General features: G+C 77.7%; 16 protein-coding genes. 8 read left to right on the forward strand and 8 right to left on the reverse strand.

What is annotated here, in order from left to right; translation table 11 throughout:
• Positions 1-196: 196 nt before the first annotated feature.
• On the forward strand, positions 197-1165 hold the full coding sequence (locus CHB98_RS15910) for a TIGR03557 family F420-dependent LLM class oxidoreductase (protein ID WP_089306577.1): 969 nt from the start codon (positions 197-199) through the stop codon (positions 1163-1165).
• A 31-nt stretch (positions 1166-1196) separates the two neighbouring features.
• Here CHB98_RS15910 and CHB98_RS15915 read toward each other — a convergent pair whose 3' ends face one another.
• The gene (locus CHB98_RS15915) at positions 1197-1571 is read right to left on the reverse strand and encodes an STAS domain-containing protein (RefSeq protein WP_089306578.1); all 375 of its coding nucleotides are present in this window, start codon (positions 1569-1571) and stop codon (positions 1197-1199) included.
• Between the two features lie 224 nt (positions 1572-1795).
• Between CHB98_RS15915 and CHB98_RS15920 the strand changes: the two genes are divergently transcribed.
• Positions 1796-2152, forward strand: a complete 357-nt coding sequence (locus tag CHB98_RS15920) for a cupin domain-containing protein (RefSeq protein WP_089306579.1) — start codon at positions 1796-1798, stop codon at positions 2150-2152.
• 7 nt (positions 2153-2159) lie between these two features.
• Here CHB98_RS15920 and CHB98_RS22085 read toward each other — a convergent pair whose 3' ends face one another.
• The 6 genes from CHB98_RS22085 to CHB98_RS22790 all read right to left on the reverse strand — a co-directional run bounded on the left by CHB98_RS22085 (position 2160) and on the right by CHB98_RS22790 (position 14255).
• A complete protein-coding gene (locus CHB98_RS22085) occupies positions 2160-3668 on the reverse strand; it encodes a serine/threonine protein kinase (RefSeq protein ID WP_089306580.1) in 1509 nt (502 codons plus the stop codon).
• Positions 3669-3927: 259 nt separating this feature from the next.
• The gene (locus tag CHB98_RS15930) at positions 3928-5589 is read right to left on the reverse strand and encodes a GAP1-N2 domain-containing protein (RefSeq protein WP_143425114.1); all 1662 of its coding nucleotides are present in this window, start codon (positions 5587-5589) and stop codon (positions 3928-3930) included.
• On the reverse strand, positions 5586-6746 hold the full coding sequence (locus CHB98_RS15935) for a TRAFAC clade GTPase domain-containing protein (RefSeq protein ID WP_089306582.1): 1161 nt from the start codon (positions 6744-6746) through the stop codon (positions 5586-5588). Before CHB98_RS15935 ends, CHB98_RS15930 begins: the two co-directional genes overlap by 4 nt.
• Before the next feature lie 2 nt (positions 6747-6748).
• Positions 6749-6886 carry a hypothetical protein gene (locus tag CHB98_RS21765; protein WP_179224578.1) on the reverse strand — a complete coding sequence of 46 codons (138 nt, stop codon included), beginning with the start codon at positions 6884-6886 and terminating at the stop codon, positions 6749-6751.
• Between the two features lie 35 nt (positions 6887-6921).
• Complete coding sequence (locus tag CHB98_RS15940) at positions 6922-8019, reverse strand: serine/threonine-protein kinase (RefSeq protein WP_179224580.1); 1098 nt, start codon at positions 8017-8019, stop codon at positions 6922-6924.
• A 296-nt stretch (positions 8020-8315) separates the two neighbouring features.
• A complete protein-coding gene (locus tag CHB98_RS22790; protein ID WP_089306584.1) occupies positions 8316-14255 on the reverse strand; it encodes a DUF4011 domain-containing protein in 5940 nt (1979 codons plus the stop codon).
• A 621-nt stretch (positions 14256-14876) separates the two neighbouring features.
• Here CHB98_RS22790 and ilvA point away from each other — a divergent pair.
• From ilvA to CHB98_RS15975, 5 genes are all read left to right on the forward strand, one after another.
• Positions 14877-16160, forward strand: a complete 1284-nt coding sequence (gene ilvA, locus CHB98_RS15955) for a threonine ammonia-lyase IlvA (RefSeq protein ID WP_245821228.1) — start codon at positions 14877-14879, stop codon at positions 16158-16160.
• A 96-nt stretch (positions 16161-16256) separates the two neighbouring features.
• Positions 16257-17132: a CoA transferase gene (locus CHB98_RS23095; RefSeq protein WP_089306585.1), complete on the forward strand. Its 876-nt coding sequence runs from the start codon at positions 16257-16259 to the stop codon at positions 17130-17132.
• Complete coding sequence (locus CHB98_RS15965; protein WP_245821268.1) at positions 17098-19239, forward strand: transketolase-like TK C-terminal-containing protein; 2142 nt, start codon at positions 17098-17100, stop codon at positions 19237-19239. Before CHB98_RS23095 ends, CHB98_RS15965 begins: the two co-directional genes overlap by 35 nt.
• 53 nt (positions 19240-19292) lie before the next feature.
• Complete coding sequence (locus CHB98_RS15970; RefSeq protein ID WP_089306587.1) at positions 19293-20003, forward strand: alcohol dehydrogenase catalytic domain-containing protein; 711 nt, start codon at positions 19293-19295, stop codon at positions 20001-20003.
• Entirely contained in the window at positions 19952-20131 is a 180-nt protein-coding gene (locus tag CHB98_RS15975; protein WP_089306588.1) for a hypothetical protein, read from the forward strand. Before CHB98_RS15970 ends, CHB98_RS15975 begins: the two co-directional genes overlap by 52 nt.
• A 65-nt stretch (positions 20132-20196) precedes the next feature.
• Here the strand turns inward: CHB98_RS15975 and CHB98_RS15980 are convergent, their stop codons facing one another.
• Positions 20197-21102: an SCO6745 family protein gene (locus tag CHB98_RS15980; RefSeq protein WP_143425116.1), complete on the reverse strand. Its 906-nt coding sequence runs from the start codon at positions 21100-21102 to the stop codon at positions 20197-20199.
• Between the two features lie 90 nt (positions 21103-21192).
• Between CHB98_RS15980 and CHB98_RS15985 the strand changes: the two genes are divergently transcribed.
• Entirely contained in the window at positions 21193-21987 is a 795-nt protein-coding gene (locus CHB98_RS15985) for an enoyl-CoA hydratase/isomerase family protein (RefSeq protein WP_089306590.1), read from the forward strand.

Here is a 21987-nt window from a genome sequence, read left to right on the forward strand (position 1 = left end):
GCCGGACCCTAGACGTGACCCCGCCCCGCCGTGCGACGTCCGCGGGCACCGGGCGGCCCGGCGCCGCTCGGGCGAGCTGCTGCGCGGCGTCGTCGGCCGGCTGGGCGGACCCGGCGGTCCGGTGCCCGGTTTCCCCGGGTGATCACCCGGGCAGGCCCCCGCCGACCCGCCCGACGCCCACAGGAGGACGACGACGATGCAGGTCGGCTACAAGCTCGCCACCGAGGCGTTCCCCCCGGACGAGGTCGTCCGCCAGACCGTGCGCGCCGAGGCGGCCGGCTTCGACTTCGTCGAGCTCAGCGACCACTTCCACCCGTGGCTGGACAGCCAGGGCCACAGCGCCTTCACCTGGTCGCTGCTCGGCGCCATGGCCGCGCGGACCGAGCGGATCGGCCTGGCCACCGGCGTCACCTGCCCGATGATCCGTTACCACCCCGCGGTCATCGCCCAGGCGGCGGCGACGGTGCAGATCCTGTCCGGCAACCGGTTCACCCTGGGCGTCGGCGCCGGCGAGCGGCTCAACGAGCACGTCGTGGGGGCCGGCTGGCCGGCCGTGCGCACCCGGCACAAGATGCTCCGCGAGGCGCTGGAGATCATCAAGCTGCTGTGGCAGGGCGGCTACCAGTCCTACGACGGGCAGTACCTGCAGCTGGAGGACGCCCGCGTCTTCGACCTCCCCGACCGGCTGCCGGTCATCGCGGTGGCCAGCGGCGGGCGCAACGCGTCCGCGCTGGCCGCCGAGTACGGCGACGGGCTGTTCGCCACCGAGCCGCGGGCCGACCTGGTGGAGGCCTACACCGGGGCCGGCGGCTCGGGCCCCCGCTACGCGGAGGTGCCGATGGCCTGGGCGCCCGACGAGGAGTCCGCGGTGCAGGCGGCGCTGGAGACCAGCCGCTGGGCGCTGACCGGCTGGAAGGTGATGAGCGAGCTGCCCAACCCGGTCAACTTCGCCGCGGCCAGCGCGACGGTGACCCCCGACGACATCCGCGGCCAGTTCTCCTGCGGCCCGGACCTCGACGCGCACGTCCAGCAGGCGCAGCCCTACGTCGACGCCGGGTTCGACCACATCGTGCTGCAGAACGCCGGGCCGGACCCCGACGGCTTCCTCGACGCCTGCGAGCGCGAGCTGATCGGCCGGGTGCGGGACCTCACGACCTCGTCCTGAGGGAGGACCGCCCCGGCCGGCCGCGGTGGGCTCAGCCGACGCCGAGCGGCGCCCGGTGTCCCGGGGCGTCGAGCAGGGCGCCCATGCCGACCAGCCGGAGCAGGCGGGCGGTGAACGGCGCCGCGCCGACCACCTGCAGCGTGCAGCCGCGGGCGTCGGCCAGCAGCGACCCGGCGGCCAGCACCCGCAGCCCCTCGGCGTCGCAGAAGGTGACGGCCGCGGCGTCGACGGTCCAGGCGCGGTGGCCGGTCAGCGTCAGGGCGTCCAGGGCGTCGGCGAGCCGGTGGGCGACCGCCCGGTCCAGCTCGCCGGCCACGGTGACGCGGCCGGTCTGCAGGTCGATCGAGAGGAGCAGGGGGCGCGGGAACCGCGCGGTCGAGCGCGGCGACACCGGTCGTGGGTACATGACCCCTCCTGACGGGGAGTGCCGGGTCGGCGGTCCCACCGCCGGACGGCCTCTGGCTTGCGTGCACGTCCCGGGCCGGTGGTTCGACCGAGTACAACGTTAACCAGTCGTTCGCCGCTCGGCCAGTGTCCACCGGAGTCGCCCCTGAGCGGACGGTTGCGACACGCGCGTCGACTCGGGGGCGGCCGAGGCTTGGCGGGCACGGGTGCGGGTAGGCGTCGTCCATGAGCGAGACGACGGACGGACAGGTCGGCAAGGTCCAGGTGGTCGGCGCGAGCACCGGCCGGATGGGGCAGCGCTACCTCGCCGCGGGGGACCGGGTGGCCATGCGGCTGTGGGACGAGCAGCCGGAGAGCGAGGGCAAGCCCGAGGCGGCGCGAGAGTACGAGACGGTCGGTTACGTCGTCTCCGGCCGCGCCCGGCTGCGCGCGGAGGACCAGACGCTGGACCTCGGCCCGGGGGACTCCTGGGTGGTGCCGGCCGGCGTGCGGCACACCTACGAGATCGTCGAGGCGTTCACCGCGGTCGAGGCCACCTCGCCGCCGGCCGGCGAGGCCGGCCGGGACGCCCCGCCCGCCTGACCCCGGGTCAGTCGTCCTCGCCGTCCCGGCCGCGCCCGCGGCCCCGGCCGCGGTCGTCATCGTCGTCGTCCCCGCCGGCCGCCTCGGTGGGCGACGCCGGTGCCGGGGAGGGCGCCGGCGGTGGAGGCGGGGGAGGCGGCGGGGCGACGGCGTGGGTGACGGTCACCGGCGTCCCGACCGCCAGCTCGCCGGCGGGGGCGACCCCGATCACCCGCCCAGCCGGCACGTCGGTCGTCCGGACGCCGCGCAGCACCACCTGCAGGTCCAGCCCGGTCAGCCAGGCCTGCGTCTCGGCCACCGGCTTCCCGACGTGGTCGGCGGGGTCCACCCGCACCAGGGTGGGCCGCGGCGCGGCCGGTGACGGCGGCGCGCTGGTCGTCGCGGGCGCGGCCGCGGGCGCGGCGGGCGCCGGGACGTCACGGGACCCGAGCACCAGCCCGGTGACGACCAGCACGGTCGCCACCAGCCCGACCAGGACGGGCACCGCCAGCCGGCCCAGCCGGCCGCGGTCGTCGGCCACGGAGCCGTCGGTGTCCTCGCCGCCGGGGAGGCCGGGGACGACCGGGTCGGCGGCCGCCGCGACCGGCAGCGTGCGGGTGACCGGCTGCTGCGCGGGGACGGTGGGCAGCACGCGGGTCGCCGTCCGCCCGTCGTCGGTCTCGCCGGACGGCTCGGGCAGGTGGCCCGCGGCGGCGCCGGCGACGGCGGCGACCAGTGCGGCGCCGTCGGGGACGCGCGCCGCCGGGTCGGTGGCCAGCGTCCGCTCCACCAGCTCGCGCACCGGCGCGGGGACGTCGGCGGGCAGCGGCGCGGGCTGCTCGGTGAGCCGCTGCAGCGCGACCTCGACCGCGACCGGCCCGTCGAAGGGGCGGCGCCCGGCCAGGCACTCGTAGGCGACCGTGCCCCACGCGTAGACGTCGGCGGCCGGGGTGGCCTTCTGCCCCTGCACCTGCTCGGGGGCGAGGTACTGGGCGGTGCCGACGACGTGGCCGGTGCGGGTGACGGTGGCGTTGGCCGCCGACCAGGCGATCCCGAAGTCGGTGATCTTGACGACGCCGTCCGGGCGGACCAGCAGGTTGGCCGGCTTCACGTCCCGGTGCACGACCCCGCCGGCGTGCGCCGCGGCCAGCCCGGCGGCGACCTGGCCGAGCAGCTCCAGCGTGCGCCCCGGCACCAGCCGCCCCTCGCGGGCCAGCACCGCCGACAGCGGCTCGCCGTCGACCAGCTCCATCACCAGGTACACCAGCCGGTCGCCGCCGGGGGCGGCCGGCTCGACCTCGCCGTAGTCGTGCAGGACGGCGATGTTCGGGTGGCTCAGCCCGGCCGACAGGCGGGCCTCGGTGCGGAAGCGGGTGAGGAAGACCGGGTCGCCGGTGTACTCGCTCTTGAGCACCTTGACCGCGACCGCGCGGCCCAGCACCCGGTCCTGGGCGCGCCACACCTCGCCCATGCCCCCGGTCGCGATCGAGGAGGTGAGCTCGTAGCGGTCCTGGAGGACGTCCCCGGCTGACGGCATGCTCAGGCGGCGCCGGCCGGGCTGCCGCTGCCCACCGCGAGGTGGACGGTGCAGGCGGTGTCCACGCCGGGTCCTCCCTCCCTCCCGCGGCCATCCGAGCTGGGCGGCCGGCCGGCGCCGACAGTACGCGGGCAGCTCCGCATCGCGACCGCCCCGCGCCCGGGCGCCGCCGCGCCGTCACTGCTGTCCCAGCAGCCGCAGTCGCCGGCGCCCGGCCGCGGAGCTACTCAGCCGTCGAGCCACTCAGCCGTCGAGCCGCTCAGCCGTCGCGGCGGAAGCGGCGGCGCAGGGAGTCCCCGCCGCGACCGCGCGCGAGGGACCCGGCCACCTCCGCGGGCCAGCCGTCGTCGACCAGCAGCAGCTCCAGGCGCCGGCCGAGCACCTGCTCCACCTCGGCGGCGGGCAGCTCGGAGCCGAACACGACCTCGCGCAGCGCCCAGCCCTGCCCGGCGCGGGGCCCGGTCGCCACCGCGAGGGCCAGCGCCTCCACCCCGGCCGCGTCCAGCCGGAGCGCCGCCCACCGCAGCGCCGCCGGCAGCGCGGACGCCGGGACGGCGCCGTCCAGCCGGGCCAGCCAGCCGGGGTCGGCGACCAGCAGGTGCCCCAGCAGCGCGCCGTGCGCCGCCGTCCACCCCGCGGCCGCCCGCCACTGGGTGACCAGCGCGTCGCCGACCACCGGCGAGCGGGTGGCCAGCAGCGCCAGCTCCCAGGTCTGGTCGGTCAGGCCGAGCAACGGCAGGTCCACGCCGAGGTCGAGGGCCCGCTCCACCAGCAGACCGGCCGCGCGGTCCAGGCGGGCCACCCGGCGGCCGCGGCGCACCTCGGCGGCCAGCGCCGCGCACAGGTCCCGCGGGCCGATCGCGGCCACCTCGACGGCCACCTCGGCCGGCCCGGCCGCGCCGTCGAACACCTCGTCCAGCAGCGCGGCCAGCACCCGGCCCCGGACGAGCCCGGCCACCGCCGGCCAGCGGTCGACCGCCGCCCGCAGGGCCGCCTCGACCGCGGCGCTGTCCGCGGCGGCGCCCAGCGCGGTACCCGCGTTGTCCCCGCGGACCAGCCAGCCCGGCGCCGCCGCGGACTCCAGCACGCTCGCCACCTGGTCGGGGGTGAGCCGGCCGGCGTCCAGCCCCGCCCAGGTGCCGGCGAACAGCCAGGTGTCCAGCCGGCGCAGGTCGGCCAGGTCGTCCGGCGCCAGCTCGGCCTTGGCGGCGGCCTCGAGCAGCGTGGCGGCCCGCTCGGCGTCCGGCGGCCCGGGCGGGGGGAGCCCCGATGCGCCGGTGAGCCGCACGACGACCGGCGCGGTGTCGCCGTCGTCCCGGCGGGGGCCCGCGTGCAGCGACACCCCGGCGGCCAGCGCGCGCGGCAGGACGGCGAACAGCACCTCGGCCACGTCCCGCCCGGCGGCCGTCCGCGCGGGCAGCGCGCACTCGCCCGAGCCGGCGGCGAGGGCGGCCAGCAGGGCGGCCAGCGCCGGGGTGAGGGCGTCGACGTCCTCGGGGCCCAGGGCCGGCGGCCGGCGGGCGGCCGGCGCCACCCGCAGCGGCGGCAGGTCGGCGGTGGGTGAGGAGTCCTCGGGCAGCGCGTCCAGGAACCGGCCGCCCCGGCGCAGCGCCAGCAGGTCGCGGGGGCCCAGCCGGCCGCTGCCGTCCCACACCAGGTGCACCAGGTAGTTGCCCGGCCGGCCGAAGCCGTCGGCGGCGGCGGCGACCGTGCGGTACAGGACCCGGCCGCCCGCGCGGGAGAGCACCCCGTAGGCCTCGCCGTCCGCGGGCGCGGAGCCGACCAGCGCGCCCAGCGCGGTGCGGGTGCGGCCCACCTCGGCCGGCCAGTCGGCCGAGTGCGCGTACACGCCGAACCCGGGGCCCTCCAGCGTGCGGCTGGCCGAGGTGTAGAGCGCCTGCGGGCAGGCCCGCGAGCTCACCAGGACCACCCGCGGCGCGGGCCGGTGTCCTGCTCCTCCGGGTCCAGCCCGTCGGCGGGCAGCAGGCCGGCGCGGGCCAGCAGCACCAGCAGCGGGTCGAGCACGCCCACCGGGGCGATCCGCGGGTAGCCGCCGTCCCGGGCGTCGGCACCGGTCGCCGACACCGCGTGCACGGTCGGCTGCGGCAGCCGGTGCAGCACCGCCGTCAGCAGGTTGGAGCCGCCGCTGGCCTCCAGGAAGTCGACCAGCTGCGAGCTGGTGGCGCGCACGTCGGCGAACCAGGAGGCCAGCGGCACCGCCCGCAGGTCGGGGTCGCGCAGCGTCCCGGCCGGGAAGTCCGGCACGCCGCGCAGCTTGTCGGCCTTGCTGAGGACGACGGCGGTCGCGACGTCGTCCAGGTGCGCGTCGGGCGGCAGGCCGCGGGCGGCGCGCAGCACGGTGGCCAGGTTCACCACCATCTGGGTGTGCCGGGCCAGGCCGATGGCGTCCTCGCCGGGGTCGGCGACCGGGCGCAGCCGCGGGAAGACGCCGGGGGAGAGCACGACCAGCAGGGACGACGCGGCGTACAGGAAGCGGCCGTACTGGCCCATGTCCTCGCTGCGGTACAGCTGCTCGCCGGAGGCGTCGAAGAACACCAGGTTCACCGCGGGCCCGCCGCCGGTGCCGCGCAGCACGAGCATGAAGGGGTCCGGCGAGCTGCCGCCGCCGAGCAGCGGCAGGGTCAGCGGCAGCTGCTGGCGCTGCACCAGCAGCCGGTAGCGGTGGTCGTCGAAGCGGGCCGCGCTCTCCTCGTCCATCTCCACCGAGACGCCGAGCGGGGCCAGCGCGCCCTCGTGCAGCAGGTCGATGAGCACGGTCAGGTAGGTGCTCTTCGAGGCGCCGGTCAGCCCCACCAGGCCGACCACGAGCGTCGGCCGCTCCAGGTACTCCGGGGGCAGCCGGTGGCCGCGCGGGCAGGTCGGCACCACGCTGGCCGCGGCCGCGCCGGCGGCGTCGCGGGCGGAGGGGGCCGGCGGCGGGTCGGTGCGCAGCGGGTCGACCAGCCGCTGCCAGCGGCCGCGCCGCTCCACCGGCGGGCGCGCGGGCGCGCCGGTGACGTCGCGCCACACCGGCGCGGTGAGCGGCTCCAGGCAGCGGGGGCAGACGCGGCGGCGCATCGTCAGCGCACGAACAGGACGAAGAAGACGACGGTGCTCGCGCACAGCAGCGCCAGCAGCAGCGCGCGGCGCTCGCGGAACCGCTGGCGGCGGGCGTCCCGCTGCTGCTGGGCCAGCGCGCGCTCGTACAGGCCGGACACGGGGCTCCTCCTCGGGGGCGTCAGAAGGCGGCGGATCAGAGGACGGCGTGGAAGGCGACGGCGAGCACCAGCCCGGCGACCAGGCCGAGCAGCACCATGAGCGCGGCCGCGACGGCGAAGCCGGCCCAGGTGTCGGCGACGGCGCGCTCCACCCGCGCCAGCCCCTGCCGGGCCGTGTCGGTCACCGCGCCCAGCGAGGGCAGGTCCCGGGTCGCCGTCCGCGGGTCGCCGTTCGGCAGGGCCGTGTCCAGCCAGCGGGTGCGCTGCTCGACCTGGCGGGCCAGCCGGTCCACCGTCGGGCGGCGCTCGGGGATGAAGCGCAGCGCCTGCTGCACGCTGTCCAGCAGGTCCGCGGGCACCCGGCCGAGGTCCAGCCGGCCGGCCCGCAGCGCCAGGTAGTAGTCGGAGTCCGGCAGGGAGTCGTCGGGGTCCACCGGGTGCACCCCGCCGGCCGCGAAGGCGACCACCAGGCCCCAGCTGTAGACGTCGCTGGCCTCGGTGAGCACCGCGCCGGCCAGCTGCTCGGGGCTGGCGAACAGCTTGGTGCCCAGCGCGGCCATGCCGGTCGTGACCGTTCCCGGCTCCGGGCCGACGTAGCGGCTGATGCCGAAGTCGACCAGCCACACCCGGTCGCCGGAGATGATGATGTTGCCCGGCTTGACGTCGCGGTGGACGACGCCGGCGGCGTGCACGTCGCGCAGCGCGGCCAGCAGGCCGAGGGCGATCCGGCGCAGCTCGCCGGCGGTGAGCCCGCCCGCGCGGGAGGCCATGAACTCGTCCAGCGGCGTCCCGGGCACGTACTGCTGCACGTAGTAGGGCGCGTCGGCGGTGAGGTCGCGGTCGACGATGCTGGCCACCCGGGGGCTGGTCACCCGGGCGGCGTTCTCGACCTCCCGCGCCAGCCGCCTTCGGGCCAGGTCCGGGGCGGCCTCGGGCAGCCGCTTGATGACCACCAGCGCGCCGTCCTCGCCGGCCGAGCCGACGAAGACGTCGGCGCCCTGACCGCCGCGCGGCAGCCGGCAGATCAGGTCGTAGGGGCCGATGCGGTCCGGGTCGCCGGGCTCCAGCAGCCGGATCTCCCGGGTCCCGGCCAGGTCGGCGACCGCCCCGGCGGGCTCCAGCGCCTCGTCCACGCGGTCGGCCTCCCCTCGACGTCGGCGACGCACCGACGCTAGGCCCCCTCCCTGGGAGCCGGGTGGGAGTCGGCCCCGCCCGGCCTGCCAGGGTGCCCGCCCGCGGAGGCCGACCGCATCGGGGAGGTCCCCCATCCCGCCCCTGAGCCCGGCCGGCCGGGCGCGCCGCGACGCGGCGGTGACGAACACGCCCGCCAGGTCCTGGTGTCCCGCCCGACCCCATCCCACGGTGCCCGACCTCGCGCTGCAGCACGAGGTCGGGCACCGTGGGGCGAGGTCCGTGCCGTGGGACGGGGTCAGGCCGCGGTCAGCGCCCCGGACTCCTGGCGCACCAGCCGGCCGGACCCCAGCACCCGGGCCAGGGCGGCCTGCAGCAGCGGGGTGAGCGACGGCGTCCGGCGGCGGTAGCCGAAGACCTCGGCGGTGCGCAGGAACAACTCGTCCTCGGCCAGCCCGCCGGTGCCCCGGCACAGCGCCACCATGGCGTTGCCGACCTCCTCCGGCGCGACCTGGTCCAGCGGCCGGTCGGCGCTGGCGGCCTGGCGCCGGTACCCGGTCCAGGTGGCACGGTCCAGCGTCTCCGGCCACACGAAGTCGCCGTCGACGACGCCGTCGGGCAGCAGCCGCAGCAGCGCGTCGCGGCGGGCCTCGCTGACCCGGGTGAGGCCGAAGGCGGCGGCGGTCAGCCGCACCAGCCGGGCGCGGTGCACCGGCCCCTCCGCCTGCACGCCGGCGGTGAGCACCCGCCGCACGGTGCGGGCGGCGCGGGGGTCGTCGAGGGAGTCCAGCGCCTTGCGCTCCAGGCCGCCGCGGGGGGTCCAGGGGACGAACGGCGTCTCGCCGTCGGCCGGCGGGTCGCCGTCCGCGGGGTCGGTGCCGGCCTCCGGCACGGTGTCCACCACCGCCGGGGGCGCGGCGCGCAGCGGCGCCACCGCCCGGAGCTCCACCGCCGGCGGGCCGGCCGGCGCGGGCACCGCCGGTGCGGGGGCGGCCGGCCGGGCGGCCGGGCGCGGCGCGGCGGTCACCGGTGCGGCCGCGACGGCGGCGCCCAGCCGGTCGAGCACCGCCTCGCGGTCGCGCAGCCAGGCCGGCAGCCACACGCGCTCGACGACCGGCCAGCCGAGCATCCCGGAGAGCACCTCGACCGGCAGGCCGTCCCGGTCGCCCACGGTGCGCCGGCGCGCCCACGACGGGCCGTCGAGCAGCACGGCCATCACCGGCTCGTCCGGGGACGCGGCGCGGGCCACCGACAGGTCGACGCGGAAGCCGGACAGCCCGACGTCGGTGCGCACGGCCAGGCCGCGGTCGCGCAGCGCCGCGGCGATCTCCTCGCGGTGCCGGTCGGGGACGGCGACCGGGCGGGCGTCCCGCGGCAGCGCGTCGGTGCCCAGCGCCGCCAGGTCCAGGTAGGCGCGCAGGTGCTTCACGCCGACCGAGGAGGTCTGCTCGGCGCGCAGTTGGGCGGGGTCGAAGGAGGAGAAGACGACGACCTGCCGGCGGGCGCGGGTGATCGCCACGTTGAGCCGCCGCTCCCCGCCGACCCGGTTGAGCGGGCCGAAGGCCAGCGGCAGGACGCCGCGGTCGTCGACGCTGAACCCGGTGGAGAACAGCACCACGTCGCGCTCGTCGCCCTGCACGTTGTCCAGGTTCTTGACCAGCAGGCCCTCGCCGTCGGTGCGGTCCAGCGCCGCGACCAGCCGGTCGTCGCCGGCGTCGCGCAGCAGGCCCTCGATGTAGGCCCGTTGCGGGGCGTTGAAGGTGACCACGCCGATCGAGGGCGGCTCGGCGTCGGCCGGCACGGAGTCGAACCGGCGGCGCACCTCGGCGACGACCGCCTTGGCCTCCATCGGGTTGGTGCGCAGCAGCCGCCCGGCGCCGGAGCGGTGGAAGGTGCCGTCGACCCGCACCAGCGAGATGCCGCGGCCGTCGACGTCGGCGGAGGGCCGGCCGTGGGTGGGCGCGGGGAAGGAGGACAGCCGGTTGCCGTAGTAGGTGGCGTTGCTGAACGCGATGAGCGACTCGTCCCGGCTGCGGTAGTGCCAGGACAGCCACTGCCGCGGCACCCCGGCGGCCACGCACTCGGAGAGGATCGACTCCTCGTCCTCCGTCGCGGTGCCCGGCAGCTCGGCGGCGTCGTCCTCGGCGGTGCCGTAGGCCGGCTCGGTGAAGGACGTCGGCGGCATCTGCCGGCTGTCGCCGACGACGACGGCCGCGCGCGCCCGGCCCAGCGCGCCGATCGCGTCGGCCACCCGGATCTGCGAGGCCTCGTCGAACACGACCAGGTCGAACAGGCCGGCCTCGGCGGGGAAGAACCGGGCCACCGAGTCCGGGCTGACCAGCACGCAGGGCATCAGCGCGGTGACCAGCCGGCCGTGCCGGGCCAGCAGCGTGCGCACGCCCATCCCGCGGCGGGTGCCGGTCAGCTCCTGCAGCAGGGCGGCGACCTCGCCGTCCGTGCCGGCCGGCCGCCGGGCCAGCACGCCGGCCGGCAGTGACGTGTGCAGCTGCTCACGCACCACGTGCGAGGCGGCGGTGAACCGGGCGATGGCCCGCTCGTGCGCGTCGGCGTCGAAGTCGTCGAGGCCCGAGGCCTCCCGCCGCTCGGCGACGGAGGCCCGCGCCAGGCCCCGGTCGAAGGCCCGCACGGCGTCCTCGGCGGGCAGCTCGCCGGTGACCAACAGCGCCCGCGCCTCGTGCAGGCCGGCCTCGCGCAGCGGCTCGAGGGTGTCGACCAGGTCCGCCCAGCGGCGCAGCGACATCAGCCCGGTGTGCTCGACACCCCGCTCGGGCCGGGTCATCTGCCAGCGCAGCACCAGCCCGTCGTCGCCGGCCCACTCCGCCAGCCGCCGCGGGCTGCTGCGGCAGACCCGCAGCAGCGCGGTGACCGTGTCGCGCACCCGGGTGACCGCGGCCCCGGCGGCCGCGTCGGGGCCCTCGCCCTGCACCACCCAGCGGCGCAGCGCGACAGCGAAGTCGCTGGCGCTGTCGGTGGCCGCCCCGGCCCGCTCCAGCCACTCCACCTGGCCGACCAGCCGCTCGGGCTCGGCCAGCGGGTTCCAGCCCGGCGGCACGGCCAGGCCCGGGACGACCGCGGCGCGCGCGGCGATGCCCTGCGCGACGGTCTGCAGCCGCCACAGCTGCGCGACGAGGTCGGGGACGTCGCCGAGGCGGACCTTCACGCCCGGGCGCAGCACCGGCGCCAGCCGGTCGCGGACGGCGGCCAGCCCGGTGCGGCGGGTCATGAACCGGCCGGCCTGCGCGGTCTGGGCGGCGACGTACAGCTCGGCCAGCGGCAGCTCCAGCGCCGCCGGGGTGGCCAGCTCCAGGCCGGGGTGCACGGTGCCGGAGAAGGCGGCCACCTCGCCGAGCACGGCCGTCGTCGCCGCGGCCCAGCGCGCCGTGGGCACCTCGTCGAGCACGTCGAGCGACGTCGCCGGGCCGCACAGCAGGTGGGCCAGCGCGTCGAGGTCGGCCGGCGTCCGGACCTCGCGCAGCACGCGGGCCAGGTGCGGCTCGCTGGGCAGCTCACGGACGGCGCGGTCGGCGGCGGCCGCGGCCCGCTGCGCGGCGGCCAGGTCGACCTGCGCGGTGTCGACGAACGCCCAGGCGTGCCGCGGCGAGGGGCGCACCATGTCGGCGATCTCGGGCAGCAGGGCCAGCGCGCGGCGCACCCCCGCGATCGACTCCGGGGACGCGGCGGCCACGAAGGCGGGGGAGACCGGCAGGGTGGGGACGCCGTCCCGCCGGGCGAGGGTCGCCGTCCGCGCCGTGTAGTAGGACAGCCCGGCGGCGTTCTCCGCGTGCAGCCGGCCGGCGTAGCGGGCCAGCGTGCGGCGGGCCGCGCGCAGGTCCGCACCGGCCGCGCCGCCGCCCTCGTCGTCGGCCCCGGCGCCGGTGGCGGCGCCGGTGGCGTGCTCCAGGGCCGCCCGCACCTGGGCGCGCACGGTGGAGGCGCGGGCGCCCTTGTCGTGCAGGTCGAGGGCGAACGGGCCCAGGCCGGCGGCCGCCAGCCGGCGGGCGACGACGTCGAGCGCGGCCCGCTTCTCCGCGACGAACAGCACCCGCTTGCCGTCGGCGACGGCGCGGGCGAGCAGGTTGGTGATGGTCTGGGACTTGCCGGTCCCGGGCGGGCCCTCCAGCACGAAGGTGCGCCCGGCGCAGGCCTCGGCGACCGCGCGCAGCTGGCTGGCGTCGGCCGGGGCGGGGCAGGCCGCGGCCAGCTCGTCGAGATCGGTGCCGCCGGCGGTGTCCGGGGCGGGGTCGGCGAACTCCCCGTCCGGCCGGTGCACCAGGTGGTGCACCAGCGGGTTGGTGGCCAGCTCGGCCCAGTGCTCGTCGAGGTCGCGCCACAGCCGGTACTTGGCGAACTGCAGGACGGCGAGGTCGGCCGTGGGCTCGACCCGGTACGGCAGGCCGGCGTCGGCCAGCGCACGGCGGACCGCGTCCAGGGCGCGGTCGATCGGCACGGCCGGGCCGGCGCCCTCGTCGTCGGCCGGGTGCGGCTCGGTGAGCTCGGGGACGGTCAGGCCGTGCACCTGCCGCAGCAACTCCTGCAGGCAGTGGTTGGGCGTGCCGGCGCCGGTGTCGTCCAGGGCCATCCGGTAGACGCCGTTGCGGCTGGTCGGGGTGAGGGTGACCGGCACCAGCACCAGCGGGGAGCGCAGCGGCCGGCCGTCCAGCTCCCACAGCAGGCTGCCCAGGGCGAGGTACAGGTTGTTGGCGCCGGTCTCCTCGTGCACCGTCCGGGCCTTGTGCGCGAGGTGGCGCAGCCGCGGGAGGTAGCCGCCCTCGCTGACGTCGACGTGGACCATCCGGCGGTCCAGGAGCACCCCGGCCAGCCGGCCGTTCGGCAGCGCGCGCGCCGAGGCCAGCCCGGCCTCGCGGTCCGCGGTGGCGACCCGGTCGTCGGGCAGCAGCTGGACGGCGGCCCCCGAGTGCAGCAGCTCCTCCAGGGCGCCCAGGTGCGACGCGGGAACGGTCAGCGGCAGCCCGGCCCGCTCGGTGTAGTTGATCAGCCGGTTGCGCAGCGAGAGGTCCAGCAGCCCGTTCTTCCACTGCTGCACCCGGGCCGGCACCTCCGGGCGCCCGGACGGGTCGGCCGGCCCGCCCGGCGCCGGCGGCCGCTCCACCGGCCGGGCGGCCACGCTGTGCACCGCCGGGCGGTACTCGACGACCTGCACCGCGCCGTCCCGCCCGCGGGTGCGGGCCGGCAGCGGCACGATGCCGTCGCGGCGGGCCCGGTGCACGTCGGTGACGCCGAGCACCCGGTCCACGTCGCCGGCCAGCCAGGCCGCGTGCGCCGCGCCGTGCAGGTCGGCGCCCTCGGTGCCCCGGCTGGTGAGCAGCGTGGTCTCCACCAGCCGGATCAGGCCCAGGTCGACGAGGTCCACGAGCATGGCGACGTCGGTGGTCGCGACGCTCTCCGCGCTGCGCTCCTCGCGCCAGTAGCCGAGGAAGGAGTGCCCCTCGGCGACCCACAGCAGCGGCCGGATGCCGGCCTGCTCCAGCGCGGCGGCCATCGTCACGACGGTGTCCAGGCAGGTGCCCACCCGCCCGTCGAGGACGTCGCCGGGGGTGCGCACCTTCTGCCCGACGTCGGCCCAGCCGGCGGGCGGTTCGGTGTAGCGGACCCGGCGCCGCCGCACCGCCTCGGCCAGCGCGGCGACGATCTCGTCGACCCGCTCGGGTCCGGACTGGTAGCCCTGCACCGACCCGCTGCCGGTGCGCTGCTCGAGCAGGTCGGCGGCCTCGCCGATGAGCGCGGTCACCGTCGGGTGGTTGGGCAGCACGTGGGCGGCCAGCATCTCGAGGGCCAGCGGCACGGGGGCGGCCAGCCACTGGTTGGCCGCGAGCACCTGCACCGGGACGGCGGTGCCCCCGACGTCCTCGCCGTCCACCAGCAGGTCGATCTCGATCGAGCCGGGCCGCTGCTCCTCGATCTGCAGCATCGCCGCGGGGTCCATGACCAGGTCGACGTCGCTGAGCACCGTCGTCTGCCCCGCGTCGAGGTCCACCGGCAGCTCGACGGGGGTGCCGATCGGGCCCTCCGCGTCGCACACCCCGACCCGCACGGTCGCGCCCCGGACCGGCCCGCCGTGGTTGGTGAAGGCCAGCCGGGAGACCACCGGGACGCGGTTGTGCGCCAGCGCGTAGCTGAGCACCGGCGTGGAGGTCGCCTGGATCGCCACGGCCGGCCGGGTGCTGGGGTCGCAGGCCGAGACGGGCGTGGTGCTCATGGCCCCCTGTCTACCGGTCCGGACGGAACGGTCCCGTCAGCCGCCGAGGCGTCTGCGGCGGCTGTGACGGGAGGGGTCCGACTGACCACGGAGCAGCCCGGGACCCCCTGCGGACGGTCACGCCGGCTCCCGCGCCCGCCGATGGGGAGGGGCCCTCCGTCAGCCGAGCTGGAAGGGGTCCCGGGTGCCGCCGGTCAGCTCGACGTAGACGGACTTCGTCTCGGTGTACTCGTGCAGCGCCTCGATGCGGTCAGCTGCCCCACTCGCCGTCGAACGCGGCCCGCGCGGCGCCGACGGCGACGTCGACGTCCTCGGGGCCGCCGTCGGCGACCCGGGCCCAGGCGGCCGGCGTAGGGGTCCTGAGACTCGAACGTCGCCCCGGACAGCGCGTCGACGGAGCGCCCGTCGACGAACAGCCGGAACTCCTGCAGCTCGGTCTCGGCCGTCGTCACGGGCCTCTCCTCGTCCCGGTGGGGCCCTGACCGGTCAGCCGCCCTGCGCCGCTCACCGGCCTGTGCCGTGCGCCACGATCGCGCACGACACGACCGCCGCACCGGGCGGCGCACCCGCTCGTGGTGACCCGTGCCCCCGCCGGTGGCGCCCGTCGCGGAGGATGGACCGGTGCAGAACCGGATCGACGTGGCCGACCGTGGGACGGCGGAGCGCTTCGGCGCCCAGGTGCAGGCGGCCGCGCGCCGGCTGGCCGGGGTGGCCGAGCGGACGCCGGTGCAGCGCAACGCGCGGCTGTCGGAGGTGACCGGGACCGACGTGTGGGTCAAGCGCGAGGACCTGCAGGTCGGCCGCTCCTACAAGATCCGCGGGGCCTACAACACGATCAGCCAGCTGGACGCCGGCCGGCAGGCCGCCGGGGTGGTCTGCGCCAGTGCCGGCAACCACGGGCAGGGCGTCGCCTACGCCTGCCGGGCCCTCGGGGTGCGCGGGTCGGTGTTCGTGCCGGGGACCACGCCGCGGCAGAAGCGGGACCGGATCGCCGCCCTGGGCGGGGCGATGGTCGACCTGGTGGTGACCGGGGACAGCTACGACGAGGCCGCCGCGGCCGCCCTGGCCCACGCCCGCGACAGCGGGGCGACGCTGGTGCCGGCGTTCGACGCGCCGTCCACCGTGGTCGGGCAGGCCACCGTCGCGGCCGAGCTGCTCGAGCAGCTGCCCGCCGTCCCGGACGTCGTGGTGCTGCCGGTCGGCGGCGGGGGGCTGCTGGCCGGGTGCGCGACCTGGCTGCGCGAGCACAGCCCGGGCACCCGGGTCGTCGGGGTGGAGCCGGCGGGGGCGGCCGGCATGGCCGCCGCGCTGGCCGCCGGGGCACCGGTGGAGCTGGCCTCGATGGACACCTTCGTCGACGGCGCGGCGGTGCGCCGGGTCGGGGAGGTGACCTTCCCGCTGGTGCGCGACTCCGGCGCGGAGCTGGTCGCCGTCCCGGAGGGCCAGGTCTGCACCGAGATGCTGGACCTCTACCAGGTGGACGGCGTCATCGCCGAGCCGGCCGGGGCGCTGGCCACCGCCGCGCTGACCGGCGGGCTGGTGCCCGTCGCGCCGGGGGAGACCGTGGTCTGCCTGCTGTCCGGGGGCAACAACGACGTCAGCCGGTACGCCGAGGTGGTCGAGCGTTCGCTGGTGCACCGCGGGCTCAAGCACTACTTCCTCATCGAGTTCCCGCAGGAGCCCGGGGCGCTGCGCCGGTTCCTCGACGAGGTGCTGGGCCCCGACGACGACATCGTGCTGTTCGAGTACGTCAAGCGGGACAACCGGGAGACCGGCGCCGCGCTGACCGGCATCGAGCTGGGCGACCCCGCCGCCTTCCCCGCCCTGCTGGCCCGCATCGAGACCAGCCCGCTGCGCATCCAGCACCTGGCCCCCGGGACGACGGCCTACCGGTTCCTCGTCTGAGCGGCCGCCGGCGCCACCGGACGGCGAGTTGCGCCGCCCCCACCGGTGGGTAGCGTCCGCCGCACCAACCCGTCGGCACGGACGAGAGGCACGGCGGTGACGGAGCCGGTCGACAGCGCGGACGCCGCCGGGCCGCTGTCCGGGATCCGCGTCCTGGAGCTCGGCGGCCTCATCGCCGCGCCGACGACCGGCCGGCTGTTCGCCGACTTCGGCGCCGACGTGGTCGAGGTGGAACGGCCGCGGACCGGCGACGAGCTGCGCGGCTGGCGGGACGGGGACGCCCTCCACCGCCGGCTCATGACCGCGGTCGGCCGCCCCGACCTGGCGGGGGACCCGCGGCTGGCCGACGATGCCGGCCGGGTCGCCCACCGCGCGCTCGTCGACGGCGCCATCGCCGCCTGGACCGGCGGCCGGGACCTGCGCACGGCCGTCGCCGCCCTGGAGGACGCCGGCGTGCCGGTCGGCCCGGTCCACGACGCCGCGGACGTCCTCGCCGACCCGCACGTCGCCGCGCGCGGCATGCTGGTGCGCCACGACGTGGAGGTGGCACCGGGCGAGGTGCGGCCGGTGGCCTTCCCCGGCGTGGTGCCCAGGCTCGAGCACTGCCCCGGCAGCACCCGCGGGGTCGGCCCGGACCTCGGCGCGCACACCCCCGAGGTGCTCGCCCAGATCGCCGGGGTCGGCCCCGCGGACCTGGCACGGCTGCGCGAGCGCGGCGTCGTCCGAGAGCACCACCGAGCACCCTGGAGGACAGCGCCCGATGAGTCTCACGGCCACCCCGGCGGACACCGGCACCGACCCGGTGCTGCGCGAGATCGAGCAGCGGGTGCTCTGGCTGGCGACCGCGATCGTCGACCACGCCAACCGCGTCCGCCCGAACCCCGGCGGGCTCAAGGTCGGCGGCCACCAGGCGTCCAGCGCCTCGATGGTCACGATCATGACCGCGCTGTGGCTGGAGCACCTGACGCCTGAGGACCGGGTGTCGGTCAAGCCGCACGCCTCGCCGGTGCTGCACGCCCTGGAGTACCTGCTCGGCTCCCTGGACGGCTCCTACCTGACCACGCTGCGGGAGTTCGGCGGGCTGCAGAGCTACCCCAGCCGGCTCAAGGACCCGGTGCCCGCCGACTACTCCACCGGCAGCGTCGGCATCGGGGCCACCGCGCCGATCTGGGGGGCCATCGCCCGCCGCTACGTGAACACCCAGCTGGGCGCCGGCGGCACCGGCCGGCAGTGGTCGCTGGTCGGGGACGCCGAGCTGGACGAGGGCGCGGTCTGGGAGGCGGTGCTCGACCCGATGGTCGCCGACCTCGGCGAGGTCGTGTGGGTGGTCGACCTCAACCGGCAGTCGCTGGACCGCGTCGTGCCGATGATGGGCGCCACCCGGCTGCAGGGCATGTTCGCCGCGGCCGGCTGGCAGGTGCTCACCGTCAAGTACGGGCGGCTGCTCGAGGAGCTGTTCACCCGGCCCGGCGGCGGCGCGCTGCGCGACCGCATCGACGAGATGAGCAACCCCGAGTACCAGCGGCTGCTGCGCCGCGACCCCGCCGACCTGCGCCGGCTGCTGCCCGGCGAGGGGCCGGGCGCCGGGGACGTCCGCGCGCTGATCGCCGACGTCCCCGACGCCGAGCTGGTCGCCGCGGTGCGCAACCTCGGCGGCCACGACCTGGCCGCGCTGCGCGACGCCTTCACCGCCATCGACGACACCCGGCCGACGGTGGTGCTCGCCTACACGCTCAAGGGCTACGGGCTGGCCACCGAGGGCCACCCGCAGAACCACTCCGCGCTGCTCTCCGAGGCGCAGCTGCACGAGCTGGCCGCCCGGCTGGGCACCGACCCGGCCGACCCGTGGGCCGGCTTCCCCGCCGGCAGCCCCGCGGCCGGGCTGCTGGCCGAGGCGGCGCAGCGGCTGCAGCGGCGGGCCCACGAGCCGCAGCCCGCGCCGCCGGTGCCCGCCGACCTCGGCCGCACCCCGTCGGGGACGGCGACCACCCAGGCGGCGCTCGGCCGCACCCTGCTGGACCTCAACCGGGCCGCGCCCGAGGCCGGCCGCCGCGTGGTCACCGTCAGCCCGGACGTCAGCTCCTCGACCAACCTCGGCGGGTGGGTGAACAAGGTCGGCGTGTGGTCCCACGAGGACCGGCGCAACTGGTTCGCCGACGACGCCGAGACGATCCTGCACTGGCGGGAGCGCCCCACCGGCCAGCACGTCGAGCTGGGCATCGCCGAGACCAACCTGGTCGGCGCCCTCGGCGAGCTGGGTGCCACCTGGAGCCGGTGGGGCCAGCCGCTGCTGCCGATCGGCGTGCTGTACGACCCGTTCGTCGAGCGCGCCCTGGAGCCGTGGAGCTTCGGCATCTACGCCGGCGGGCAGTCGATCCTGGTCGGGACGCCGTCCGGCGTGACGCTGGCCCCCGAGGGCGGCGCGCACCAGTCGATCACCACGCCGTCGGTCGGGCTGGAGCAGCCCGGCTGCACCAGCTACGAGCCGGCGTTCGCGCTGGACACCGAGTGGTGCCTGCTGGCCGCGATGGCCCGGCTGGGCCGGCCCGACGGGTCCTCGGCCTACCTGCGGCTGTCCACCCGCCCGGTGGACCAGACGCTGGCCGCCGTCCCGGCCGACCCGGCCGCCCGCGAGCGCCGCCGCCGCCAGGTGGTCGCCGGCGCCTACCCGCTGCGCCGCAGCGCCCGGCCGGTGGTCACCCTCGCGGCCATGGGCGCGCTGGTGCCCGAGGCGCTGGGCGCCGCCGAGCGGCTGGAGTCCCTCGGCCTGGGCGCCGACGTGGTGTGCGTGACCAGCCCCGGCCTGCTGTTCCGGGCGGTGCAGGGCCGCCGCGGCCTGGACGGCACCCCCGGCTGGGTGCTGGACAGCGTGTTCCCCGCCGACCGCGCGGCGCCGATGGTCACCCTGCTCGACGGCCATCCGCACACCCTGGCGTTCCTGGCCGGCGTCCGCGGCGTGCCGGCCACCCACCTGGGCGTCACCGCCTTCGGGCAGAGCGGCGACCTGGCCAGCGTGTACCGCCACCACGGCCTGGACGTCGACTCCGTCGTCGGGGCCGCCCTGGACCTCGTCGACTGAGGGAGGACCCGCCATGACCGCGACGGCGCAGACCGCCGGCGTGGAGGGTTGAGGTGCGCGCCGCCGTCCTCACCGGCATCGGGCACGTCGAGGTGCAGGACCGGCCCGATCCGGTCGCCCGGCCCGGCTGGGTCGTCGTCCGGGTGGACGTCGCCTCGCTGTGCGGCACCGACGCGCACCAGTACGAGGGGCGCATCGACTCGCCGTTCCCGCGGGTGCCCGGCCACGACTTCGCCGGCACGGTGGACTCCGTCGGCGACGGCGTGGACCCCGGACTGGCCGGCCGGCAGTTCGCCGTCAAGCCGTCCCTGCCCTGCGGGCAGTGCGCGGCCTGCGCCGCCGGCGCCCCGCTGGACTGCCCGCGCAAGACGCTCATCGGGTTGTGGTCCGACGGCTGCCTGGCCGAGCGGATCGCCGTCCCCGCGGTGAACCTGGTGCCCGTCCCCGAGGGCGTGCCGCTCCACGGCGCGGCGCTGCTCGAGCCGTTCGCCGCCGTCGGGCTCAACTGCGTCGACCGGCTGGACCTGCGGCTCGGGGACTCCGTGCTGGTGCTCGGGCAGGGCCGATCGGGCTGGCGGTCACCCGGCTGGCGGCCGCCTCGGGCGCCGGGCAGCTGCTGGTCACCGACGTCCGCGACGAGGTCTTCCCCGTGTCGCTGGCCTACGGCGCCACGGCCACGCTGGACGGCCGGGCCGGCGACCTGGTGCAGCAGGTGCTGGACCGCACCGGCGGGCGCGGGCAGTACGAGCGGTCGCTGGAGCTGATCCGCACCGGCCGGGTCGACCTCGCCCCGCTGGTCACCCACCGGTTCGGCCTGGCCGACGTGGCCGAGGCCTTCGACGTCGCCGCCACCAAGCGGGACGGCGCCATCAAGGTCCTCATCGACGTGTGAACCGACGGCCCCCTCGCAGGGCCCCGCCCGAGCGTGCGAGCGGTGGCGGGCGAGAGGGCCCTCTCTCAGCCGCTGGTCCGCTTGTAGGGGTCCGGCGGGGCCTCGCCGCCGGCGGTGACCATCGCCGACCACTCGTCCAGCCGGGCGGTCAGCTCGGGCAGGGCCGGCCCGATGGCGTCCAGCACCGGCGCCATCGCGGCCTCGGTCTGCTCCTCGATGCCGGCCCGCAGCCGGGAGCCCTCCCCGGTCAGCCCGGCGTCGGAGACCAGGCCGCGCCGGGCGAGGTCGCCGGCGGCCGCGGCCATGGCCTCCGGGGACCACCCGCGGGTGGCGGCGTAGGCGGTCGGCTCCCAGCCGACCCAGTGCTCGGTCACCAGGTTCATCTGCAGCCCGGTCAGCCCGGCCGCGACGTTGGCGGCCTGGTGCACGTCGCCGCGGTACTCCCGCAGCAGCGCGGTCGCGTGCCACAGCTGCCCGAGCGGGTCGGTCGGCCACGGCAGCGACACCAGCCCGGCGAACAGCGGCCGGCCGGCGAGGTCGCCGGCGACGGCGTCGGTGCCCCGGCGCAGCAGCGCGACCGCGTCGGTGACGTCGGCGCCGCCGAGCAGCGCGCGCAGCGAGTCGACCGAGCCCTCCTCCCGCGCGGCGAGCACCTGCTCGCGCGAGGCCACGCCGCGGGCCTGGTCGTACAGCGAGCCGATCAGGCCCGGCTCGAAGACCCCGAACGCGGCGACCACCACCGGGGCGCTGGGCTCGCCCATCGGCGCCGCCCGCCCCCACACGTAGCCGGTGAGGAAGTCCAGCCCCAGCGCGGCGTACCGCTCGTTGACCGACCGGGACCAGAAGCTGATCGTCGCCAGCGGCTCGGCGGCGTCCCGCAGCCGGCGGGCCGGGGTGTCCGGCAGCCGGGACGGCGGGCGCGGGTCGGCCGGCGGGGACAGGAAGACCGTGCGGGCGGTGGCATAGTCCACGTCGCGCATCGTGGTCCGCGACGGCGCCGGCCACCACCCGCAGGGCGCGGTCGTTTGCGCGAGCGGGCCGCGTGCCGCAGGTTGGCCCGCATGGGTGCTGTGCAGCGGCGGGAGTCCGGGCTGGTCGTCGAGGGACGCGGGCACGTGCGGGTGCTCACCCTGGACCGGCCAGAGCGCCGCAACGCGCTGTCCGGCCCGCTGCAGGCCGACCTGGTCGAGGAGCTGCTGCGCTGCGGGGAGGACGGCGAGGTGCGCGCGGTCGTCCTGGCCGCCAACGGGCCCGCGTTCTGCGCCGGGTTCGACCTCGACGAGATCCGCGAGGCCGACCGCCGCGGCGAGCGGTTCCGCCCGCCGATGGACCGGCCCACCCGCGCGCTGTTCGAGGTGGTCACCGAGGTGCCGGTGCCGGTGGTCGCGGCCGTCGCCGGAGCCGCGGTCGCCGGCGGCTTCGAGCTGGCCCTGGCCTGCGACCTGCGGGTGGTGGCGCCCGGCGTGCGGATGGGGCTGCCCGAGGCGCGGATCGGCATGGGCGCCAACTTCGGCTCCGTCGTCCTGCCCAAGCGCATCCCGATGGGCATCGCCCTGGAGCTGCTCTACACCGGCGAGTACGTGACCAGCGAGGTCGCCGAGCGGTGGGGCCTGGTCAACCGGTTGGTCCCGGCCGAGGAGGTGCTGCCCACCGCCCTGGGCCTGGCCGAGGCCATCGCGGCCAACGCGCCGGTGTCGGTACGCCGGATGAAGGCCACCGCGGTCAAGGGCCTGGAGCTGCCGCTGTGGCAGGCGCTGCGGCTGGACGTCGGCCCGAACCCCTACCTGTCCGAGGACCGGGTGGAGGGCATCGCGGCCCAGCGGGAGGGGCGCCCGCCGCGGTGGACCGGCCGCTGA

It is taken from the genome of Geodermatophilus pulveris, assembly GCF_900188375.1.
GTDB classification, from domain to species: domain Bacteria; phylum Actinomycetota; class Actinomycetes; order Mycobacteriales; family Geodermatophilaceae; genus Geodermatophilus; species Geodermatophilus pulveris.

Excerpts from the sequence above, each read along its gene's own strand:
- CHB98_RS15915 (WP_089306578.1), bottom strand. The coding sequence starts at position 1,571 with ATGTACCCACGACCGGTGTCGCCGCGCTCGACCGCGCGGTTCCCGCGC.
- CHB98_RS15985 (WP_089306590.1), top strand. The coding sequence starts at position 21,193 with ATGGGTGCTGTGCAGCGGCGGGAGTCCGGGCTGGTCGTCGAGGGACGC.
- CHB98_RS22790 (WP_089306584.1), bottom strand. The coding sequence starts at position 14,255 with ATGAGCACCACGCCCGTCTCGGCCTGCGACCCCAGCACCCGGCCGGCC.
- CHB98_RS15965 (WP_245821268.1), top strand. The coding sequence starts at position 17,098 with ATGACCGCGCTGTGGCTGGAGCACCTGACGCCTGAGGACCGGGTGTCG.
- CHB98_RS15920 (WP_089306579.1), top strand. The coding sequence starts at position 1,796 with ATGAGCGAGACGACGGACGGACAGGTCGGCAAGGTCCAGGTGGTCGGC.
- CHB98_RS15935 (WP_089306582.1), bottom strand. The coding sequence starts at position 6,746 with ATGCGCCGCCGCGTCTGCCCCCGCTGCCTGGAGCCGCTCACCGCGCCG.
- CHB98_RS22085 (WP_089306580.1), bottom strand. The coding sequence starts at position 3,668 with ATGCCGTCAGCCGGGGACGTCCTCCAGGACCGCTACGAGCTCACCTCC.
- CHB98_RS15910 (WP_089306577.1), top strand. The coding sequence starts at position 197 with ATGCAGGTCGGCTACAAGCTCGCCACCGAGGCGTTCCCCCCGGACGAG.